Below are 18,494 nucleotides of genomic sequence, written 5' to 3'. Positions count from 1 at the left end.
TCCGATCCGTCGAAACATCCAGAAATTTATCGGTACCCATGGCGAGCGATACGGCGGCTCAACCACCACACAGTTTAACCGTTTCCCTCGGGGCGGTTGTGTTGCGGGCTGTCATTGCCGTCGGTGATCTCGGCGTGTTTGCCGGGCGGATGCTCAAATGGCTGTTCATTCGCCGTCCGCGAGCGTCGGTGCTACTCCCCAGTCTGTATGACATCGGTTTCCGCAGCATTCCCGTAGTATTTGTGACGGGGTTGTTTATCGGGATGGTGTTGTCCGTTCAGACCTACACCCAATTCAAAGCCATGGGGATGGAGAACCGCCTCGGTTCGATCATCACCATGACGCTCGTCAGTGAACTCGGCCCTGTGTTGGCGGCAACGATGCTCGCCGGTCGTGTGGGCAGTGCGATGGCCGCCGAGTTGGGCACGATGCGAGTAACCGAACAAATCGAAGCCGTCCGGGCACTCGGGGCGAACCCGATTCAATACCTGGTTGTCCCCCGATTCCTGGCTTGTTTCCTGATGATTCCCATGCTGACCGGGCTGTCCGACATTCTCGGCATCCTCGGCGGTTGGTTGTACAGCGTGCAGGTGCTAGGGATTAACAACTTCCACTATTGGCATCATGCGGTCGGCTATGTCGCGCCGTTCGATATCATGAGCGGGCTGTTCAAGAGCGTGTTCTTTGGAGCGACAATTGCCACCGTGGCCTGTCATCGCGGCTTCCATTGTGGAGCGGGAGCCGAAGGTGTCGGTCGAGCGGCGACGGAGTCGTTCGTCGTTTCGTTCATGCTGATTCTGATTCTCGATTTCCTCCTGAACGTGCTCATCAACACTTTTTATCAAGTGGTGTGGTCGAACAACCCAACCTTGGCTCTCGTCTTCTGAAAGATCGATCAAAGTGCGTAGGGTCCGCTGTACGGACCGTTCGCTCGATATGGAATACCGGAACATGGTCTGCACAGTGGACCCAAAAAATTTGAATCGCCATGAGTTTTGCCATCCCCGAACAACCCGTGATCGAATTGCGAAACGTCTCGCAGGTTTTCGGATCGCAGACGATCCTACAGGACATCTCGCTCGAGGTTCGTAGCGGCGAAACCTTGGTGCTCATCGGTGAAAGTGGATGCGGGAAAAGCGTCACCATGAAACTCATGATGGCCCTGCTCCAACCCACCCGCGGGCAAGTGATTTGGAACGGAAGACCAGTCACCGACCGTAACGAAACCGAGTTAGTGCACGATCGCTTGAAGTTCGGTTACCTCTTTCAAGGGGCCGCGTTGTTCGACAGTTTGACGATTTTCGAGAACGTCGCGTTCGGTCTCCGACAGAACACGCGGATGAAGGAAACCCAGATCGAACAAATCGTCATCGATCGTTTGCAGGAAGTCGGTCTGCCCAAACACGTCGCCAATCGCAAACCGGCGGAACTTTCCGGCGGGATGAAGAAACGCGTTGGTCTGGCACGAGCGTTGGCACTTCGGCCGGATGTCATGTTCTATGACGAACCGACCACCGGACTCGACCCGATCATGAGCGATGTCATCAACGAACTCATTCTGCGAGTCCGCGAACAACGCCCGGTCACGAGCATCGTCGTCACGCATGACATGCGAACGGTCGAGAAAATCGCCGACCGCATCGTGATGTTCTTCCCCCGCACACGACTCGCCGACCACGACCCGCAAATCATTTTCGAAGGCCAATTTATCGAAGCCCTGGAATCACCCGACCCCCGTGTGTCTCAATTCGTCCGAGGCGAAGCCCGTGAACGACTCGAAGAAATCTTAGTAAGTTAGTTGCTAGGGGTTAGGATTTAGGGACTCGGTAGTAGAGTTATGAGGTGCGTTGTGACGCACTGCTATTGTCGGACATTTTCATACTCGGTGCGTCACGACGCACCCTACAACACAGAGACTTAGGCATTTGGAGTGGGACTCGGGAAATCAATTTCCCTAACCCCTGAATCCTAACCCCGAATCCCTCACTGGAGCCCATCATGACGGAACGACAACTTCAATTTCGCGTGGGATTGTTTGTCATTCTCTCGGGAGCCGCGATCGCGGGCATGGTATTTTACTTCGGTGAAATCGCCCAGATGTGGGAGCCGAGGTATCCGCTCGTCGTGCATTTCGAAAACGCGCCCGGTGTCTTCCCCGGCACACCCGTTCGGCGAAACGGAATCTCGATTGGGAAAGTTCAGGAAGTCGTGTTCGATGAACACCGCGGCGGCGTGCTGACGTTGATTTCCATCGAAGGCAAACATCGACTCCGTAAAGATGCCAAACCGCGAATCGTGCGGTCGATTCTTGGCGATTCATCGATCGACTTCGCACCGGGACTCTCGCAGGAGTTCTTCGCCGAAGGTGATCGCATCGATGGTGTCGCTCCGCCCGAACCGATGGAAATCGTCGCCCGCATGGAAGAAAACGTCACCACGTCACTGGTGTCATTCGAGAAAACCAGTGCCGAATGGCGGAAGGTCGGCGAGCAACTCAATAACCTGATGGATACCAACCAAGGTCAGTTGGAAGAGGTCATCGTTCGTACGTCGCAATCGCTGGAAGAGTTCAGCATCGCAATGCGGAAGTCTCAAGAAACACTGACCAACGCCAATCGCATTCTCGGCGATCCCGAAAGTCAAATTGCTTTGAAAAAGGCGTTGGAAGGCCTGCCCCAGTTGGTGGATGACACCCGGGGAGCCATCGCTTCGGTCCGAATGGCTGTCTCAACTGCCGACAAAAACCTCTCCAACCTCGAAAATGCCACGCAACCCCTCGCCAAGCGGACTGCTTCCATCGTCTTGCGTTTGGACAACACACTCGCGAATCTCGAAGCGGTCTCACAGGATTTGAATACGTTTACGAAGCTCGCCGTTCATGAAAACGGCACCCTCCGCAAATTCGCGACCGACCCTACACTCTATCAGAACCTGAATCAAACGACCGAGATGCTAGCCATCCTGATGAGAAACCTTGAACCGATTCTGCATGACGCCCGCATCTTCAGTGACAAAGTCGCCAGGCACCCGGAAGTCTTGGGAATCAGCGGTGCTCTCACGCCGAGTTCCGGTGTGAAACAATCCGGCGTGCAGCAAACGAGTTTTGAACAACCCTCAGCGGTTCCGCCCGGTAAACCCACTCCGCAACGCACTGTACGAGGCCCCAGCACTTACGGTCGGAATTGACAGATCCCGCGTGAATCACGATGCTGAAAACTGGATGATTTGAAACGATAGACACGACGGATTGGTCATGAGTGAATCGGAAAGCAAATTCCCGCGCGTCTCAGTCTTGCTGGGAATTTTGATCCTGGGCATCGGAATCGACCAAGGTACCAAGTGGTGGGCCACGCAGACGCTAGACCCTCACGTCGTTCACTCCTATTTCGGAGACACCTTCCGCCTCACCTTCGCTTTGAATCCCGGCGCGTTTCTCGGGTTAGGCGGAACGATGTCGGAAGCCGCCCGGTTTTGGCTGCTCACCGGACTGAACTCCGTGTTTCTCGTTGCGTTGGTTGTGGTCTTGATTATGAATTGGAACATGCGGCCGATCTCGTTTGTTTCGTTGGCATTGCTACTCTCCGGCGGCATTGGCAATCTGATCGACCGCACCACACAGAATGGTTTGGTCACCGACTTTCTGAATGTCGGCATTGGTCCGCTTCGCACGGGAATCTTCAACGTTGCTGACATGGCGATCATGGCGGGAGCCGGCATTCTGCTGTGGCAATCTTTCCGAGACGAAAAAACCCGCGCGACAAACGATACCCCCACAGCCGTCGCCCAGTAATTGCAGACCGCCTAAAACGTCGAGCCCGTTTTGCGGACCATTCCGCCCCGTTACACAAACGAATGCCGATTCCGCGAGAGAATTGACGCCCGCAAATTGAACGCGTAGGGTAAATCGAGATTTTTCAATCCGATCACCCCATTGACCTTCGACCGGGAGGGGCATTTCATGCGTTCGCGTTTTCAACTTGCTTTGGGAATTCTCGCCACGCTCGCGGCTTTGACAACTAGCACAACAGAAGCCAAGCAGCCGAATGTCGTGCTGATCATGACCGATGACCAAGGCTACGGTGACTTGGCCTGTCACGGAAACGAACAGATCAAAACGCCGAACCTCGATCAACTGCATGCCGAGAGTGTGCGACTGACGAACTACCACGTCGACCCCACGTGTTCTCCCACGCGAGCAGCCTTAATGACCGGGCGGTATTCCAGTCGCACCGGCGTATGGCACACGATCATGGGACGCTCGATGATGGCGTCTGATGAAACGACGATCGCGGAAGTCTTTGCGGCGAACGGGTATCGAACCGCGTGCTTCGGCAAATGGCATCTCGGCGACAATTACCCACTCCGCCCGCAAGACCAGGGCTTTCAGGAAGTGTTTATTCACGGCGGCGGTGGCGTCGGACAAACTCCGGACTACTTCGGCAACGATTACTTCGGCGACACCTACTGGGAGAACGGGAAATTCCGCACTGCAGAAACCGAGGACAAATACTGCACCGACGTTTGGACCGATGCTGCCATCGAGTTCATCAAGTCAAACCGTGAGCGTCCGTTCTTCTGTTACATCCCCACGAACGCCGCTCACGGACCGTACCTCGTCGCGAAGAAATACAGCGAGCCGTACAAAAAAATGGGCATTCCATCGCCGCGGGCCGAGTTCTACGGCATGATCACCAACATCGACGAGAACGTCGGGCGACTGCGAAAATCACTCGCTGAATTGGGATTAGCCGAGAACACGATCTTCATCTTCACCACCGACAACGGGACCGCCGCGGGTGCTCAAAAAGGCGGATTCAACGCCGGCATGAAAGGTCAGAAAGGTTCCGAGTACGACGGCGGTCACCGCGTGCCATTCTTCGTGCACTTTCCAGCCGGACGACTCGCACACGGGCACGACATCGACCGCATCTCCGCGCATATCGACGTGCTTCCGACTCTCGCGGATCTTTGTGACGTACCGATGCCGGAAGACCTGAAAATCGATGGCACCAGTCTCGCCCCATTATTGAAACAGGAAGTTCGCGAGGAAGAATGGCCCAACCGCACACTCGCTGTCCATTCACAGCGTCTCGAGTTCCCCGAGAAGTGGCGAAAGGCGGCCGTCATGACGGACCAGTGGCGATTCGTCTGTGACGGGAAAAAACGCGAACTGTTTGACATGCACGCCGATCCCGGTCAGGAAACCAATGTCGCGAAGCAACACCCCGAAGTGATTCAGAAACTCAGCGATCACTATGAGGAATGGTACGAAGACATTTCAACGCGGTTCGATGACTACGTTCGCATCGGCATCGGTTCCGACGGAGCCGAACACCTGTTGCTCACCTGTCACGATTGGCATACCGACAACGGCCCCGTGCCGTGGCATCAGAACAGCATCCTCAAAGGCCAGAAAGCGAACGGATTCTGGGCGGTGGATGTCGCCAAGGCGGGCACTTACGAAATCACGGCTCGGATGCGACCAAGCTACATCGAAGAATCGCCCGCGTTGAACACCCCAGTTGTGCGGGTGAAGTGTGGGGATGTCGAAAAAGCATTGGCGACCAAAGTCACCGATGACGAAGCGACACTCCAAATCGAACTTCCCGCCGGGCCCGCTCGACTACAGATTTATTTGGGTGCGGGAGCCAAATCTCCCGGCCCATACTTCGCCGAAATCAAATCCGTTTCGCACGAGTGAACTCAGCAATTTGAAGACATCCGGCGAGGCGGACATTCCTGTCTGCCGGATGTCATTGTTGAATGACGACAACCGACCAACGAGGATCGTTCAGTGCAATCCATCAACGGTTGTCGTTATACTTTTGCCGAAATGCGGCTCACCGATCGAACAGCAACGATGAAAGACACCCCATGGATTTGATGAGTACGATCTCCGGTTCCAACATGGAAAACTTCTTCCCCGCCGGTTGGGATATGCAGAAGATCGACGCCTGTGTCGATGATGATCCGTCAACGATCGGCCAGAAGCAGAAATGGTGGCACAAGGGTTTTCAACTCATTGAATGCACCTCGCCGACCGATTTCGACACCTACATGGGTCACGAAATCGCGATGACCATCAAGAATGCCAAAGACGCCGGCGAACAGTGCGCATTGATTCTGCCGGTCGGTCCGATGGGCATGTACCGCTGGGCCGTGTTCTTCCTGCAGGAATGGGGCGTGGATTGCAAGCACGTCCATGGCTTCAACATGGATGAGTGGAGCGACGATAAAGGCACCACCCTGCCCGGCTCCGCACCCGGTTCGTTCCAAAATGCCATGGAAGGTGCGTTCTACGGCCCGCTGGGAAAACTCACGGTGCCCAAGCGACAACGCAACTTCGCTACGAAAAAAGTGCTGCCGACCTACGCTGAGAAGATCGGCGAACTGCGAGACAACGGTGCGAAGCTGACCGTCATCTTCGGCATTGGGCGGGTCTGTCACATTGCTTTTTGGGAACCGCAATTCGCGGGCGAGTATGAATCCGAAGCCGACTGGAAAGCCGCGACACACCGCATCGGGGCGAATCTCCATCCGCTGACGATCGAACAAAACGCCGTCACCAGTTTCAAGAGCCGCACCACACTCGTGCCATGTTTCGCGAATACAATCGGACCGGGTTTGTTCCTAGGAGCCGACAAGATCATCGGCGGAGCGGACGGCACCTTCAGTCGCGGCATGCAATGGCAAGGCTTGAGCTTGTGGATGACCCTCCGCCACGAACCCACGCCGTGGATCCCCTCCACCTTCATGCCCACCCAACCCGGCAAACTCTTCTACCTCGACGAACTCGCCGGTCCTTTGGTCGCGGAATGCAATTGACGCAATCGGAATTCGAAACCCCGTAGGTCAGGCTGTGCCTGACATCAAAAGCGGTTGCCATCTTGACGTGTCAGGCACAGCCTGACCTACATCGCTTGGCAAAATCGTAGGCTGGGACAAGTCCCAGCAAGACAGCGTCCAATGAAGAAGATGCTGACTCGTCCCCAGCCGACAGAGCTATGACTTCCGCCAATGCACGGCTTCCAGGCTGTTCGCCGAGTGTTTCCACTTGGCGTGGGTGATGTCAGAAATAATTTGGAGCAACTTGGTCACGGATGACGCGTACTTTTGGGCTACTTGCTGGAGTTCAAATTCACTGACCGTGAACCGTTCGCCGCGGGGAATGAGTTCGTTAAGTTCGATCCCGTTCCCAGGCCAACGACGCGAATGGTGCTTGCAGTACCGCCAGCGGGCATCGTCCCAACGACAGCGGTGGCTCGCGTACCAATCCAGGAAGACATCGCGTTCCGCATTCGATGCCCAAACCCCACGATTCCCGTAGCCGATAAAAGCACCCACTCCACACCTGCTTGCTCTGAACTCGAAGACGTTCCAGGCATTTCATTGCAACCGAGACAAAGTCCAAATGCAACGATCAATTTTGTGGTGAGTGTGGTTCCCCGCTTGCACCGTTTTGCTCGTGCCGATTTTTCCACTTCGGAGCGTTCCACGGTTTGTTGATCACCCTGAGCAATAGGAGACATGGCCAGAAGAAAGCAAAGACGAGAGAAATGTCGGCTGGGACGCGTCCCAGCATCTTCCGCACGTAAAGGCCGCTCTTGCTGGGACTTGTCCCAGCCTACGTTGCTACCGAACGCTCTAGGCGGTTTCGCGTTCGTACATGCGGGCGGCACGCAGCAGGCGGTCTTCTTCGAATGGGGGTGCGAGGAGTTGCAAACCGATCGGAAGTTTGGAACCCTCCGTTTCGGCGAAGCCGCACGGTAGCGAGATGCCGGGGATGCCGGCGAGGTTCGCGCCGATGGTGTAGATGTCGGAGAGATACATCTGCAACGGATCATCGACCAACGCGCCCAACTTGAAGGCGGGTGTCGGGGTGACGGGGCCGGCGATGATGTCGACATCGGCGAAGGCGTTGTCGTAGTCTTGCCGAATGAGTCGCCGCACTTTCAGGGCTTTGTTGTAGTACTGATCGGCATACCCGGCGGAGAGCGAAAACGTGCCGAGCATGATCCGCCGTTTGACTTCATCGCCGAACGCCTCGCCGCGACTGGCGGCGTACATGTCGATCATGTCGTCGAACTTCTCGGCTCGATATCCGTAATGAACGCCGTCGTAACGTGCCAGGTTCGAAGACGCTTCCGACGGTGCGATCAGATAATATGTCGCGACCGTGTATTTCTGGTGCGGCAGATGAATTTCTTTGACTTCCGCGCCAAGCGAGCGATACACATCGAGCGCCGTCTTGACCGCTTGCTCCACTTCCGTCGAAAGCCCTTCCGAAAAGTGCTCCGGTGCGAAACCGACTCGCAAACCTTGGAGCGGTTGATCGACTGTTTCACTGTAAGATGGGACGGCTTGATTGATCGAGGTTGAATCGCGTCCGTCGTGTCCGGCGATGACTTCCAATAGTCGGGCAGCACCTTTCACATCATTGGCGAGCGGACCGATTTGATCGAGCGAACTGGCGAAGGCGATCAAACCGTATCGGGAGACGCGACCGTATGTGGGTTTCATGCCGACCACGCCGCAGAATGCCGCCGGTTGCCGGATACTGCCGCCGGTATCGGTGCCGATTGAAACCGGTGCGAACTTTGCCGCTACCGCTGCCGCACTTCCACCACTGGAACCGCCAGCCGCTCGGGTTTCGTCCCAAGGATTCTTAACGGTCTTGAACGCGGAATTCTCGTTCGACGACCCCATCGCGAATTCGTCGAGGTTCGTCTTTCCGATCAACACGGCGTCGGCTGCCAACAGTTGTTCGACGACGTGAGCGTTGTAAGGCGGCCGAAAGTTTTCGAGCATTCGACTCGCACAGGTCGTCGGTTGATCCTGGATGCAGAGTAAATCCTTCACCGCCACCGGCAACCCGGCCAGTGCCCCCAGCGTTTCGCCGGACTTGCGACGCGTGTCGATATTTGCAGCACGTTCAAGAACAGCATCCCGATCCACGTGCAGAAACGCACCGATGCGTTCGTCCTCAGTGGTAATCCGGTCGAGATAGGCGGTGTTGACATCCACAGCGGACGCATCGCCCCGCGACAGCAGATCGAGAAGTTCGCAGGCGGTAGAATCAGTTACAGACATGGCGGATTGATTTCGAGGATAGAGGACGGAAGATCGAGGATAGCAAGTTGATCAGAGTCTTGCCTCTGCTGCGATTCTCCACCCTCGATCTTCAATCCGCGATTCCGACAAGTTGTGAGAAAGTTCGATTGAAATCGCTATCGCGTCGGATCAAAGTGACGCGCAGCGAGCTATTCGCCCCCGAACACAGCCGGCACGCGGAAGGTTTTGCCATCGGTCTGCGGCGCGTTTTGCAGGGCGGCTTCTCGATCGAGTGAGGGCGTGGGAACATCGTCCCGCAAGGCGTTGGTCACTTCGACGGCATGCGCCATCGGTTCCACGCCTTCGATATCAACCTCATCCAACAACCGCACGTACTGCAAGACGTCACCCAATTGCTCGGTGAAGCGGTCGATCTGTGAATCGGACAACTTCAACCGAGCCAAAACGGCTACCTTGCGAACGGCGTCGGCAGTGAGTGGGTTGGGAGTCGACATGGCAGTCGTTACTTACCAGCGACTTCCGGGAGCGTAAATGCTTCCCGTTTGACGGCTTTTTGCACGCGACCGCTGCGAATGCATTGCACGCAGACTTTCCGCGAACGAGCGCCGTCTTCTTCTTGGACCCGCACTTTCTGCAAGTTCGGCTTGAACTTACGGCGAGTAATCCCGGTGGTTTTCCGGCCGTTCCCGCCCAAGTACTTGGGTTTCCCGCGTTGCGAAATCGAGTTTCCGACCTTCGCGGCTTTGCCACAGACATCACATTTTTGGCTCATGACGCCAACCACTTCAAACAAGAGTGAACAAACGCATTCAAACAATCGAGAAGCCACTCAGTATAGGCAGACCGCTGAGGAACGCAAGAGTAACGGCCTGAAGATGTGGAGGTGTGAGAGATCAGGCGGGAGACGACAAAGAAAGATTGGTAATGGACAACAATTTCCGGCACAATCGGGAAGTCTTACTTCCCATCTGTATCGAGGATTCCCGCATGCGATTTCGCAGTCGACAAAACGGAACCGGACAACGATCGTTTACCGCGTTGATCGATGTTGTGTTTTTGCTGCTGGTGTTCTTTATGCTCACGCTGCGAATTGTCGAGCCAGAGGGGGAATTGCGGGCGAGTTACGAACCGGAACATGATGTGAATGCAACCGGGGAAACAATTTGTTTTGATGCGATTGATGTCCGTCTAAGAGCAGATGCCAGTGGGGCACTTCGAGACGTTCAACTTGGTGGCACTTCACTGGGAGCCGGTGAAGCTGGTATCGAGCGTTTGCGTTCGAGAATGCGGAAACTGTTTAGCGACGACAATGCGCATCGCGATCTTCTTGACAACTTGAAAATTCGGCTGCGAATCGATTCTAATTTGGACTACCAGCACGCAGTTTCGGTCATCAGTGCTTGTACCGGAGATGCTCGGCGAGTAGGAGGAGAACTGGAAATCGTTCGATACGGCACTCAGGTGGTCTTTGCAGATCCCTGATAACGACGACTCCCTACCCCCGCGGGTGGTACTTTTGGTGAATCGTCTTTAATCGGCTGTGGTCGACGTGCGTGTATTTTTGTGTGGTGGCGATGCTGGCGTGTCCGAGGATTTCCTGTAGGGCACGGATTTCTGCACCGCCTGCGAGCATGTGGGTCGCGAAGCTGTGTCGCAGCGTATGTGGGCTGACGTCCTCACTACACCCGATCCGAGCGGCGTACTTCTTCACCAAATGCCAAATTCGTAATCGCGAAAGGCGACGTCCACTTCGGGTGAGCAGTAGCCATTCCGGTTCGCTGATTGCTCGGTTGGCCAAGTCGGGACGTTCATGTGTGAGATAGGTCTGCAACGCGGCTTCGGCAACGGGGTTAAGGGACACTAACCGCTCTTTATTCCCCTTCCCCACGCAGCGACAGAAATGCTCGTCCAAATGTAACTGCGTAAGTTTCATGTTGGCAACTTCACTGGCTCGGCAACCAGTCGCGTACAGCAGGCACAGCAAGGCCCGATCGCGTAGGGGGTACTGATCACAATTTTGCGGAGCTGAAAGCAGCGCGTCGACTTTCGCCGGGCTGAGCACCTTCGGCAAATATTGCCAGAGCTTCGGCGAACTCAGCAGTTCAACACTGCTCTCCAGCAAAATGCCTTCCAGCACTAAATAGCGGAAGAACATCTTCAAAGAAACGAGATGCCGGGCGATCGACGTGGTCTTCAAATCACGTTCACGCAGATGCTCCATCCACTCGGTCAACAACGAGAGATCGACATCGTGCAGCGACAGCGTGCCCCGAGTTTCGAACCATTGGAAGAACTGCTCCAAATCGGTGCCATAGGCCCGGCGAGTGTTCTGAGCCAATCCGCATTCGGCGTCGAGGTAGTGCAGAAACGCGGGCAGGTACGATTTCCCCGACGGTTTAGTCGCCGTCGAGAACACAGAATCCTTCGGCGGTCGTTTGCGTCTTGCCATGATGCCCTACGGGAACGGATGCGAAACTCAAAGCCTCTCCATCAACATCGTCATCACCGCCTGACCCCCGTAGTTTGCCTTGACCTCCCCGCATAACAGGAACACAAAAGTCAACCACCGCGCGTTTTGAGAGACTTGGCGTGCGAACTCTCCAAGGAAAACCGCCATCTGACCAGAATTCCGCCGAATTCTTCGAAAAAATCGACACAATTTCCCCAAATCGTTCAAGTGGACGTGAATTTCGGGTCGATGAATGACGACAGGCCGATTCGCTTCGCATCCGAAGCATCGGAAAACGGGTCTGCAGTTTTTTCAAAGTCGTTCGCCCCAGAACGGATCCAGCGAACAAGGAAGGGATTCCGGAATGCAACGATCAGCATGGATTGGCATCGGTTCGACAATTGCGATTGCGTGTGTGGTCGCGACTGCGTTCTCCTGGGCATCGGCTGCGGAACCACCGAACGGTATCTCCGTTCGCAATCCGTTTGCTCCCGCGACAGGACCAGGCATCACGATTCCTCAAAACGCGACAATCCCAGTGCCGGAATCCATCCCGGTTCAAGAACTGGATGAGGAAGAAATCGAGAACCCCTTCGCGGCGTTTCCCGGCGAGTCGTCATTCCAGCAGAGTGAGCCAGAGCCCAAGTTGCCACCGCGGAAAGGAACGCTCACGTTCGGCAGCGTCGAAAAGCAAATCATGCCTACGGTGGACCGTGAGCAACTCGATCCCAGCGATCTGCTGCCTTCGCAGGAGTTCCCAGCGAAACCACAACCGCTCCCCGAACCGATCGCTCAACCGGATTTTACTGCAGGGACTCCGGTAGCTTCTCCTGCGGACACCAAGTTCCCGGAATTCGCCATTCAACCCAGCTACACACCGGTCCCGGATTCTGGAGTATCGGCCTCGGCGGTTACGTTGAAATGGAACAAGGTTTCCGAAATCAATGTCGGTCAAAATTGCCAGATGGAATTGGTCGTGCAAAACAACGGTCAACAGCCCGTGCACGATGTCACCGTCCAAGGTTACTTCGACTCCGGCGTGCGATTCCTCAAGGAAACCAACCCCGTGCCGCTCGTGAAGTCGTCGAACATGATGTGGATGCTCGGCTCGATGCAACCGGGCGACACCCGCAAAATCAACATTCAATTTGTGCCCATGAAACGTGGTGAACTTCCCGCTTCGGCTTTTGTTCGCTACACGAGTGGGGTAGCAACGAAAATGAACGTGTACGAACCGCTTTTGGAAGTCGCTTTGACCGGCCCTAGCGAAGTGCAACTTGGTGATCCAGCGTCGCAGATCATCGCGGTGACAAACCCCGGAACTGGCGTTGCACAAAACGTGGACATTAAAGCTCTCATTCCTCCCGGCTTGGAACACCCCGCTGGCAAGCAACTCGAAATGAGCATCGGCTCGCTGAACCCGGGTGAAACTCGCCAAATTCGATTGGCATTGGCGGCGGTCAAAGGTGGCGAACACGCCGTGCAAGTTATCGCGGAAGCCAAACAAGCCGTCAGTGGCGAGCCCTTCCTGCGGAAAGTCACGCAGAGTTCCGTCCGCGTGATTTCGCCGAGTGTCAAAGTGGCGATGATCGGCCCCGGGCTGCGGTACAAAGGACGTAACGCGAACTACCAAATTCAAGTCACGAACGACGGCACCGCCGTTTCCAACAACGTGCGTCTGCTGCACAAGCTGCCGTCCGGTTTCGAATTCATCTCCGCTGAGAATGGCGGAAAGTACGATCCCGCCAGCCGCAGCGTTGGTTGGTTTGTCGGTCAGCTGGAACCCGGCCAAACCGCCACCGTCACCGCAACCCTGAAAGCCACCGTCTTGGGCGATCAAGAACACTACGCCTCCGCGTTGACCGATCAAGGCACCCGAGCCCAAACCAAGTGCCTGACGAAAGTCGACGGAGTCGCCGCTTTGGTACTCGAAGTCAGCGATCAGTACGACCCGGTCGAAGTCGGAGCCGACACCTTCTACGAAGTCGTCATTCGCAACGAAGGCACAAAAGCCGCCGCTAACGTGATGCTCGCCTGCCAACTCCCGAACGGCTTACAACTCACGAATGCCGAAGGGCCAACACAAGCGTCGAAAGCATCTGACGTGGTCCGGTTCCAACCGCTCGCCACTCTGCCCCCCGGGAAAACAGTGACGTTCCGCGTTGGAGTGAAAGGCCAGAAAGATGGATACCAACGCATCCGCGCCCAACTCGTCAGCGATTCCATCCCCGAACCCCTGACCGTCGAGGAACTCACCCGCTTCTACGGCGAGTGAAAATCACAAGCTACACAAAGCCAAAGGGCACCGTGAATCCACGGTGCCCTTTTTTTGTTTCCTGCACAATGTCTAAAACGCTGCCGTTGGCGAGTCGTTTCCGGTTGCGGGTGGGGTGCGTTTGAGGTGATCGTAGGCGGCAGCCGTCACCATCCGGCCACGGGGCGTGCGTTGGATGAGTCCGCACCGCAGCAAGAACGGTTCGACTTCGTCTTCGAGGGTGTCGGGGGCGACGTGCATGGTGTGGGCAATTGCATTGATGCCCGCCGGTCCGCCCGTGAACACGCCCATCAGCGTTTCCAAGTACCGCCGGTCTTGGCGTTCCAAGCCAAGGTGATCGACTTCCAACATCCGGAGCGCGTCGTTCGTTAACTCCGTCGTAATTCGGCCATCGGATTTGCTGTCGGCGTAGTCGCGAGCCCACCGGAGCAAGTTGTTCGCCTTCCGTGGTGTGCCCCGACTGCGTCGCGCAATCTCTTTGGCCGCCTCTGGCGTGATCTCGTTCCGCAATTTGTTGGCGTTCCGGGTAACGATGGTTTCGAGTTCGTCATCGTCGTAGAACTCCAAATGCTCTCGAGTGACGAACCGATCGCGTAATGGACCGGTGAGCATCCCACTTCGCGTGGTCGCACCGATGACGGTAAACCGTTGCAGATCCATGCTGATCGTGCGAGCGTTCAGTCCTTCGCCGAGCGCGATATCGACGCGGAAGTCTTCCATCGCCGGGTAGATAAACTCCTCGACCGCCGCCGGCAGCCGATGAATTTCGTCGATGAACAGCACACTCCCCCGCCCGGCGTTCGTCAAATATGGCAGCAAATCCCGTGGAGCCGTGAGTGCCGGTCCCGAGGTGATTTGCAGTTCCGTGCCGAGTTCCTTGGGGATCACGGTTGCCAGCGTCGTCTTCCCGATGCCTGGCGGACCATCGAGTAACAAATGCCCGAGCGGTTCGCCCCGTTTCTTGGTGGCATCGAGCACAATCTGCAACCGTTCGACAACCCGCCGTTGCCCGACAACATCCTTCAATCGTGTTGGTCGCAGGGTTTCGTCGTACTGCGCATCGTCTGGATTGAAAATCCCCGCGGACGGCGGCAATTGCTCGTCGTCGAAGTCATCGTTTTGAATGATCGCGTCCCGTGCCATCGGTACTCCTATCGATCGAAACGCCTGCTGCCCAACCCGTCCTCGAATCCGAGTCGCCAATCCGTTCATCGGTCACGCCCACCCTGACACAAAACAAATGTTCACAACATCGATCCATTGTTGGACCGAAGTGCACGAACGTCAAGCGGGCGTTCAGAAAATCGTCGGATACGCGTGCCGAAACATCACGTACCGTGTTACTGACAACGAAGTGAGTTGGTGCGTCTCGTTGCATACATAACAGAGGATCAACTCTCTGCGACTTCTTCCATCAATTCATCGGGGATGTTGAAATTCGCGATGACGTTCTGGACATCGTCATTGTCTTCGAGGTCTTCGATGAACTTCAACACGCGACGACCGGCTTCGGCATCGAGTTCGACCGTGTTCTGGGCGATTTGCGTGACTTCCGAATATGTCGGCGTGAGGTTGTGTTCTTCGAGCGCGGTTGTCACATCGGCGAAGACTTCTGGCGGACAAGTGACTTCGAACGCGTCGCCCTCGTGTTTCACGTCGTCGGCACCGGCTTCCAGCACGATCTCGAAGAGCGATTCTTCGCTCGTTTGCTCTTCGGGAATGATGCATAGCCCTTTGCGTTCGAACATGTACGCCACACAGTTCGTGCTGCCGAGGTTGCCGTTGTGATTCTCGAAGATTTTACGAATCTCGGCAGCGGTGCGGTTGCGTTTGTCGGTGAGGATTTCACACATCACGGCGACGCCATCGGGACCGTAACCCTCGTAGATGACTTCTTCGTAGTTCTCGCCGTCGAGATCGCCGGTGCCCTTTTTGACGGCTCGCTCGATGTTGTCGTTGGGCATACTCGCTTTACGAGCTTTGTCGATCGCGTACCGCAACGCCAAATTCATCACTGGATCGCCACCGCCCTGTCGAGCGGCCACGATGATCTTCCGACTCAGCTTGGCAAACAATTTGCCCCGCTTCTTATCGACAACACTTTTCTTCGCGGCGATATTCGCCCAATGGGAATGGCCTGCCATCTGTGGGTATCTACTTCAACGCAAGGTTTCGATGTGGGTCTAAGCCGACCGCATGCGGTCGGGTCCGTCGACGTGTCGACGGTAAGGTTATTTGTCTCCGGTCCTTTCGACTTTCGCACCGGCGAGTTTTTGCTCGATGCGGCCGATCAGTTTTTTGTCGGGCTTGGTCGCATCTTTGGCATCTTTCAAGGCTTTCTGCCAAGCGTCGACGGCTTTCTCTGGCTGATTCAGTTCGAGATACACATCGCCGAGGTGATCCCAAATTGTGGCGTCACCGCCCGCTTCCTGTTCGACGGCCTTTTCCAAATAGGGCAACGCTTCTTTGTGCTGCCCCAGTTTGTAAAGCACCCAGCCCATACTGTCGAGGTAGGCCCCGTTTTCCGGTTCGGCGGCGAGCGCTTTTTCGATCATCTTTTTCGCCTGTTCCAGGTTCTTGCCCTGGTCGGCGTAGAGATAACCAAGGTCGTTGTTGACGGAGACATCTTCGGGATCGTCCGCGTAGACTTTCTCAAGGACTTGCTCGCCCTTCCGCATATCGCCTTGTTGCACGTAGATATTGGAGATGATGTACTGAGCCCGCCGAATGGTGTCGCGGTCGGCGGGGAAGTCTTTCTCCAATTGGGCGAACAGTTCGAGAGCCTTGTCGTAGTTCTCGGCGTAGTATTCGATCCACGCTTCTTGGTAGTGCAACAACGCGACATTCGGCAGTATCTTTTTCGCCTCCCGAACCGCTTTCAAAGCACCGTCCGTGTCGTTGGTCAGCACACGCGCTTGCGACAGACGGAACAACCAGTTCGGTTTCCCCCCTGCGACAATCGGGTCTTCCGAGGCCCGTTGGAACCATTTGGCGGCAGCTTCATAGTCGCGAACGTCGAACAAAAACTCGCCGAGTTCGCTGTACAACGTGTTCGACTGACTGCGATCGGCATCCAAGGCGGCTTCGAAGAACTTGACGGCTTCATCCGTCTTCTCACTCCGAACCGCCAAACGACCGGCTACCAAACTCCCGGCGAAACCCAGGTTCGAGTCGTCGAGTTGCCGATTGGCGGCACCGAGGACATCACCCAAGAGTTTTTCGTCCTTGGTTATCGCTTCCAATTCGTCTGCGAGAATTTCCGTGTCTTCGACGGCTCCGGCGGAAATGGCATCGGTTAGGGCATCCAACAACTCCGTTGGTTTACTCTGACGACGATACACGGACGCCAACCCCGCATATCCCTCTGCGCTCTTCGACCGTTCCAACGACGAGAGATATAGTTTTTCTGCTTCGTCGAGCTTGTTCTGATCGAGGTATTGCTCCGCGAGGAAAAACTGGAGTGTTTGGTTCTTGTCGTCTTTCTTGGCAAGTTCTTCCAATCGGCCCGTCAACTCATCCGATCGATCGAGTTTGTCCAAGATATCTGCCAACAGTTCGTACGCCTCGCGTCCTTTCGATTGCAATTGAGCATCGAAATAATTCTGGAGATGCTCTAGCGACTTCTTGGGTTCGTTACTCTTCAGATAAACCCGAGCCAAATCGTATCCGAGTTGGGCACGTTGCCCCGGTGACTTCGCAGCGGCTTGCTCGAAAGCCTTGGCGGCGAGTTCCAAACGGTCGTCGGAAAGGAACGCTTGGCCACAGCGTTCGTAGCTCGAAGCGGGGTCCGCTTCCAATGCCCGCCGCAAGCGGAAATCGAGTGAAAACTTCTCAGGATCGGTCAACGCTTCAAAGACGACCGCATACGCGTCGGCGGCTTTCTTCGTCTCGCCGAGGACGCCATAGATGACGGCCAAGTCCCGATTCAGCGTAACAAACTGACCAGACTTCTTGTCGAGCGTTTCCGACTCAACCGCTTTTTCGAGCAACTCAACTGCGGTTTCCATGTCGCGTTCGGTCGCGAGATGAATGCCCAACCGACGCAACAAGCGGAAATCGTTAGGATCGAGTTCGACCGCTTTCAAACCGTAGCGGACGGCGTCGTCCTTCTTCCCGAGACTGAACGCCAATGGAACCAGTTGGCGATAGATCTCAATCGCTTCGGAATCGAGTTCGACGGCCTTCTTGTAGGCTTCCAGTGCACCGGTGAAATCATTCCGACGTTCCCGCAGTTCACCAGTCATGAACCACGCCATTGCATCCAAACGGGACTGCACCCCGGCCGTCCGAGCGTTCTTCGGCACAAGCGGTTTGAGTTCGTCGTCACCGGGCTGAAGTTGAAAGCCCGGCGTTTCGGTTTTCGGATCTTCGGTGGTCATGGGATTGCCCGGCTTCACCGGACTGTTGGCCGCCGAAAGCGTGCCGACCGTGACTCCAAAGACAAACACCAACGATAATCCCGCGAGGCTACTCATGCGGTAGCGATGCGTGGAACGGACTGATCGAGAAACAATCGACATGCGGTCGCTCTCCGTGCGTAGGACAATTGTCGGGCTCAGCCGGAAGGGGCGGATCGGTCATTGATCGCGACACCAATCCGATGACCGGCTCAACCGAACAGATCAATAACTCCCTACAGGGTACATTCCACCCGGGAACTTCGTCCAGTGGCCCAGCGACTTTGACCGACAACACCTG

At 55.8% G+C, this 18,494-nt stretch carries 16 protein-coding genes; 8 read left to right on the top strand and 8 right to left on the bottom strand.

Going from position 1 to position 18,494, the window contains the following annotated elements; translation table 11 throughout:
- The first annotated feature begins 38 nt into the window (after positions 1-38).
- The 6 genes from AC5DDB_RS14710 (at position 39) to AC5DDB_RS14685 (ending at position 6,825) form a co-directional block, all read left to right on the top strand.
- On the top strand, positions 39-887 hold the full coding sequence (locus AC5DDB_RS14710) for an MlaE family ABC transporter permease (protein ID WP_491740488.1): 849 nt from the start codon (positions 39-41) through the stop codon (positions 885-887).
- A gap of 101 nt (positions 888-988) precedes the next feature.
- A complete protein-coding gene (locus tag AC5DDB_RS14705) occupies positions 989-1,798 on the top strand; it encodes an ABC transporter ATP-binding protein (protein ID WP_491740487.1) in 810 nt (269 codons plus the stop codon).
- 200 nt (positions 1,799-1,998) lie between these two features.
- Positions 1,999-3,186: an MlaD family protein gene (locus tag AC5DDB_RS14700; protein ID WP_491740486.1), complete on the top strand. Its 1,188-nt coding sequence runs from the start codon at positions 1,999-2,001 to the stop codon at positions 3,184-3,186.
- 67 nt (positions 3,187-3,253) lie between these two features.
- Positions 3,254-3,790, top strand: coding sequence for a signal peptidase II (gene lspA, locus AC5DDB_RS14695; protein ID WP_491740485.1), 537 nt, complete (start codon positions 3,254-3,256; stop codon positions 3,788-3,790).
- Positions 3,791-3,958: 168 nt separating this feature from the next.
- Entirely contained in the window at positions 3,959-5,701 is a 1,743-nt protein-coding gene (locus tag AC5DDB_RS14690) for an arylsulfatase (RefSeq protein ID WP_491740484.1), read from the top strand.
- 173 nt (positions 5,702-5,874) lie between these two features.
- Positions 5,875-6,825 (top strand): sugar phosphate isomerase family, encoded by a 951-nt coding sequence (locus tag AC5DDB_RS14685; RefSeq protein ID WP_491740483.1) that lies wholly within the window; start codon positions 5,875-5,877, stop codon positions 6,823-6,825.
- 177 nt (positions 6,826-7,002) lie between these two features.
- Here the strand turns inward: AC5DDB_RS14685 and AC5DDB_RS14680 are convergent, their stop codons facing one another.
- From AC5DDB_RS14680 to rpmB, 4 genes are all read right to left on the bottom strand, one after another.
- Positions 7,003-7,344 carry a hypothetical protein gene (locus AC5DDB_RS14680; RefSeq protein WP_491740482.1) on the bottom strand — a complete coding sequence of 114 codons (342 nt, stop codon included), beginning with the start codon at positions 7,342-7,344 and terminating at the stop codon, positions 7,003-7,005.
- Between the two features lie 300 nt (positions 7,345-7,644).
- Positions 7,645-9,090, bottom strand: coding sequence for an Asp-tRNA(Asn)/Glu-tRNA(Gln) amidotransferase subunit GatA (gene gatA / locus AC5DDB_RS14675; RefSeq protein WP_491740481.1), 1,446 nt, complete (start codon positions 9,088-9,090; stop codon positions 7,645-7,647).
- A 170-nt stretch (positions 9,091-9,260) separates the two neighbouring features.
- Positions 9,261-9,566, bottom strand: coding sequence for an Asp-tRNA(Asn)/Glu-tRNA(Gln) amidotransferase subunit GatC (gene gatC, locus AC5DDB_RS14670; protein WP_491740480.1), 306 nt, complete (start codon positions 9,564-9,566; stop codon positions 9,261-9,263).
- Positions 9,567-9,574: 8 nt separating this feature from the next.
- On the bottom strand, positions 9,575-9,844 hold the full coding sequence (gene rpmB / locus AC5DDB_RS14665) for a 50S ribosomal protein L28 (RefSeq protein ID WP_491740479.1): 270 nt from the start codon (positions 9,842-9,844) through the stop codon (positions 9,575-9,577).
- 152 nt (positions 9,845-9,996) lie between these two features.
- On the opposite strand from rpmB, the gene AC5DDB_RS14660 reads away from it, so the two are divergent.
- Positions 9,997-10,554, top strand: a complete 558-nt coding sequence (locus AC5DDB_RS14660) for an ExbD/TolR family protein (protein ID WP_491740478.1) — start codon at positions 9,997-9,999, stop codon at positions 10,552-10,554.
- Positions 10,555-10,567: 13 nt separating this feature from the next.
- Here the strand turns inward: AC5DDB_RS14660 and xerD are convergent, their stop codons facing one another.
- Positions 10,568-11,521, bottom strand: a complete 954-nt coding sequence (xerD, locus tag AC5DDB_RS14655; protein ID WP_491740477.1) for a site-specific tyrosine recombinase XerD — start codon at positions 11,519-11,521, stop codon at positions 10,568-10,570.
- A 364-nt stretch (positions 11,522-11,885) separates the two neighbouring features.
- On the opposite strand from xerD, the gene AC5DDB_RS14650 reads away from it, so the two are divergent.
- On the top strand, positions 11,886-13,796 hold the full coding sequence (locus tag AC5DDB_RS14650; RefSeq protein WP_491740476.1) for a COG1361 family protein: 1,911 nt from the start codon (positions 11,886-11,888) through the stop codon (positions 13,794-13,796).
- A gap of 72 nt (positions 13,797-13,868) precedes the next feature.
- Here AC5DDB_RS14650 and ruvB read toward each other — a convergent pair whose 3' ends face one another.
- The 3 genes from ruvB to AC5DDB_RS14635 form a co-directional block, all read right to left on the bottom strand.
- Entirely contained in the window at positions 13,869-14,939 is a 1,071-nt protein-coding gene (ruvB, locus tag AC5DDB_RS14645; protein ID WP_491740475.1) for a Holliday junction branch migration DNA helicase RuvB, read from the bottom strand.
- A gap of 248 nt (positions 14,940-15,187) precedes the next feature.
- Complete coding sequence (locus AC5DDB_RS14640) at positions 15,188-15,940, bottom strand: YebC/PmpR family DNA-binding transcriptional regulator (protein WP_491740474.1); 753 nt, start codon at positions 15,938-15,940, stop codon at positions 15,188-15,190.
- An 87-nt stretch (positions 15,941-16,027) separates the two neighbouring features.
- Positions 16,028-18,316 carry a tetratricopeptide repeat protein gene (locus AC5DDB_RS14635; protein WP_491740473.1) on the bottom strand — a complete coding sequence of 763 codons (2,289 nt, stop codon included), beginning with the start codon at positions 18,314-18,316 and terminating at the stop codon, positions 16,028-16,030.
- Between the last annotated feature and the right edge of the window lie 178 nt (positions 18,317-18,494).

The sequence above is a fragment of the Thalassoroseus sp. genome (assembly GCF_984380535.1).
This window is presented reverse-complemented; position numbering and strand designations above follow the sequence as displayed.

Bases quoted from the DNA above. Each gene is read 5' to 3' on its own strand.
- AC5DDB_RS14710 (WP_491740488.1), top strand. From the start codon at position 39: ATGGCGAGCGATACGGCGGCTCAACCACCACACAGTTTAACCGTTTCC.
- AC5DDB_RS14705 (WP_491740487.1), top strand. From the start codon at position 989: ATGAGTTTTGCCATCCCCGAACAACCCGTGATCGAATTGCGAAACGTC.
- AC5DDB_RS14700 (WP_491740486.1), top strand. From the start codon at position 1,999: ATGACGGAACGACAACTTCAATTTCGCGTGGGATTGTTTGTCATTCTC.
- lspA (WP_491740485.1), top strand. From the start codon at position 3,254: ATGAGTGAATCGGAAAGCAAATTCCCGCGCGTCTCAGTCTTGCTGGGA.
- AC5DDB_RS14690 (WP_491740484.1), top strand. From the start codon at position 3,959: ATGCGTTCGCGTTTTCAACTTGCTTTGGGAATTCTCGCCACGCTCGCG.
- AC5DDB_RS14685 (WP_491740483.1), top strand. From the start codon at position 5,875: ATGGATTTGATGAGTACGATCTCCGGTTCCAACATGGAAAACTTCTTC.
- gatA (WP_491740481.1), bottom strand. From the start codon at position 9,090: ATGTCTGTAACTGATTCTACCGCCTGCGAACTTCTCGATCTGCTGTCG.
- gatC (WP_491740480.1), bottom strand. From the start codon at position 9,566: ATGTCGACTCCCAACCCACTCACTGCCGACGCCGTTCGCAAGGTAGCC.
- rpmB (WP_491740479.1), bottom strand. From the start codon at position 9,844: ATGAGCCAAAAATGTGATGTCTGTGGCAAAGCCGCGAAGGTCGGAAAC.
- AC5DDB_RS14660 (WP_491740478.1), top strand. From the start codon at position 9,997: ATGGACAACAATTTCCGGCACAATCGGGAAGTCTTACTTCCCATCTGT.
- xerD (WP_491740477.1), bottom strand. From the start codon at position 11,521: ATGGCAAGACGCAAACGACCGCCGAAGGATTCTGTGTTCTCGACGGCG.
- AC5DDB_RS14650 (WP_491740476.1), top strand. From the start codon at position 11,886: ATGCAACGATCAGCATGGATTGGCATCGGTTCGACAATTGCGATTGCG.
- ruvB (WP_491740475.1), bottom strand. From the start codon at position 14,939: ATGGCACGGGACGCGATCATTCAAAACGATGACTTCGACGACGAGCAA.
- AC5DDB_RS14640 (WP_491740474.1), bottom strand. From the start codon at position 15,940: ATGGCAGGCCATTCCCATTGGGCGAATATCGCCGCGAAGAAAAGTGTT.
- AC5DDB_RS14635 (WP_491740473.1), bottom strand. From the start codon at position 18,316: ATGTCGATTGTTTCTCGATCAGTCCGTTCCACGCATCGCTACCGCATG.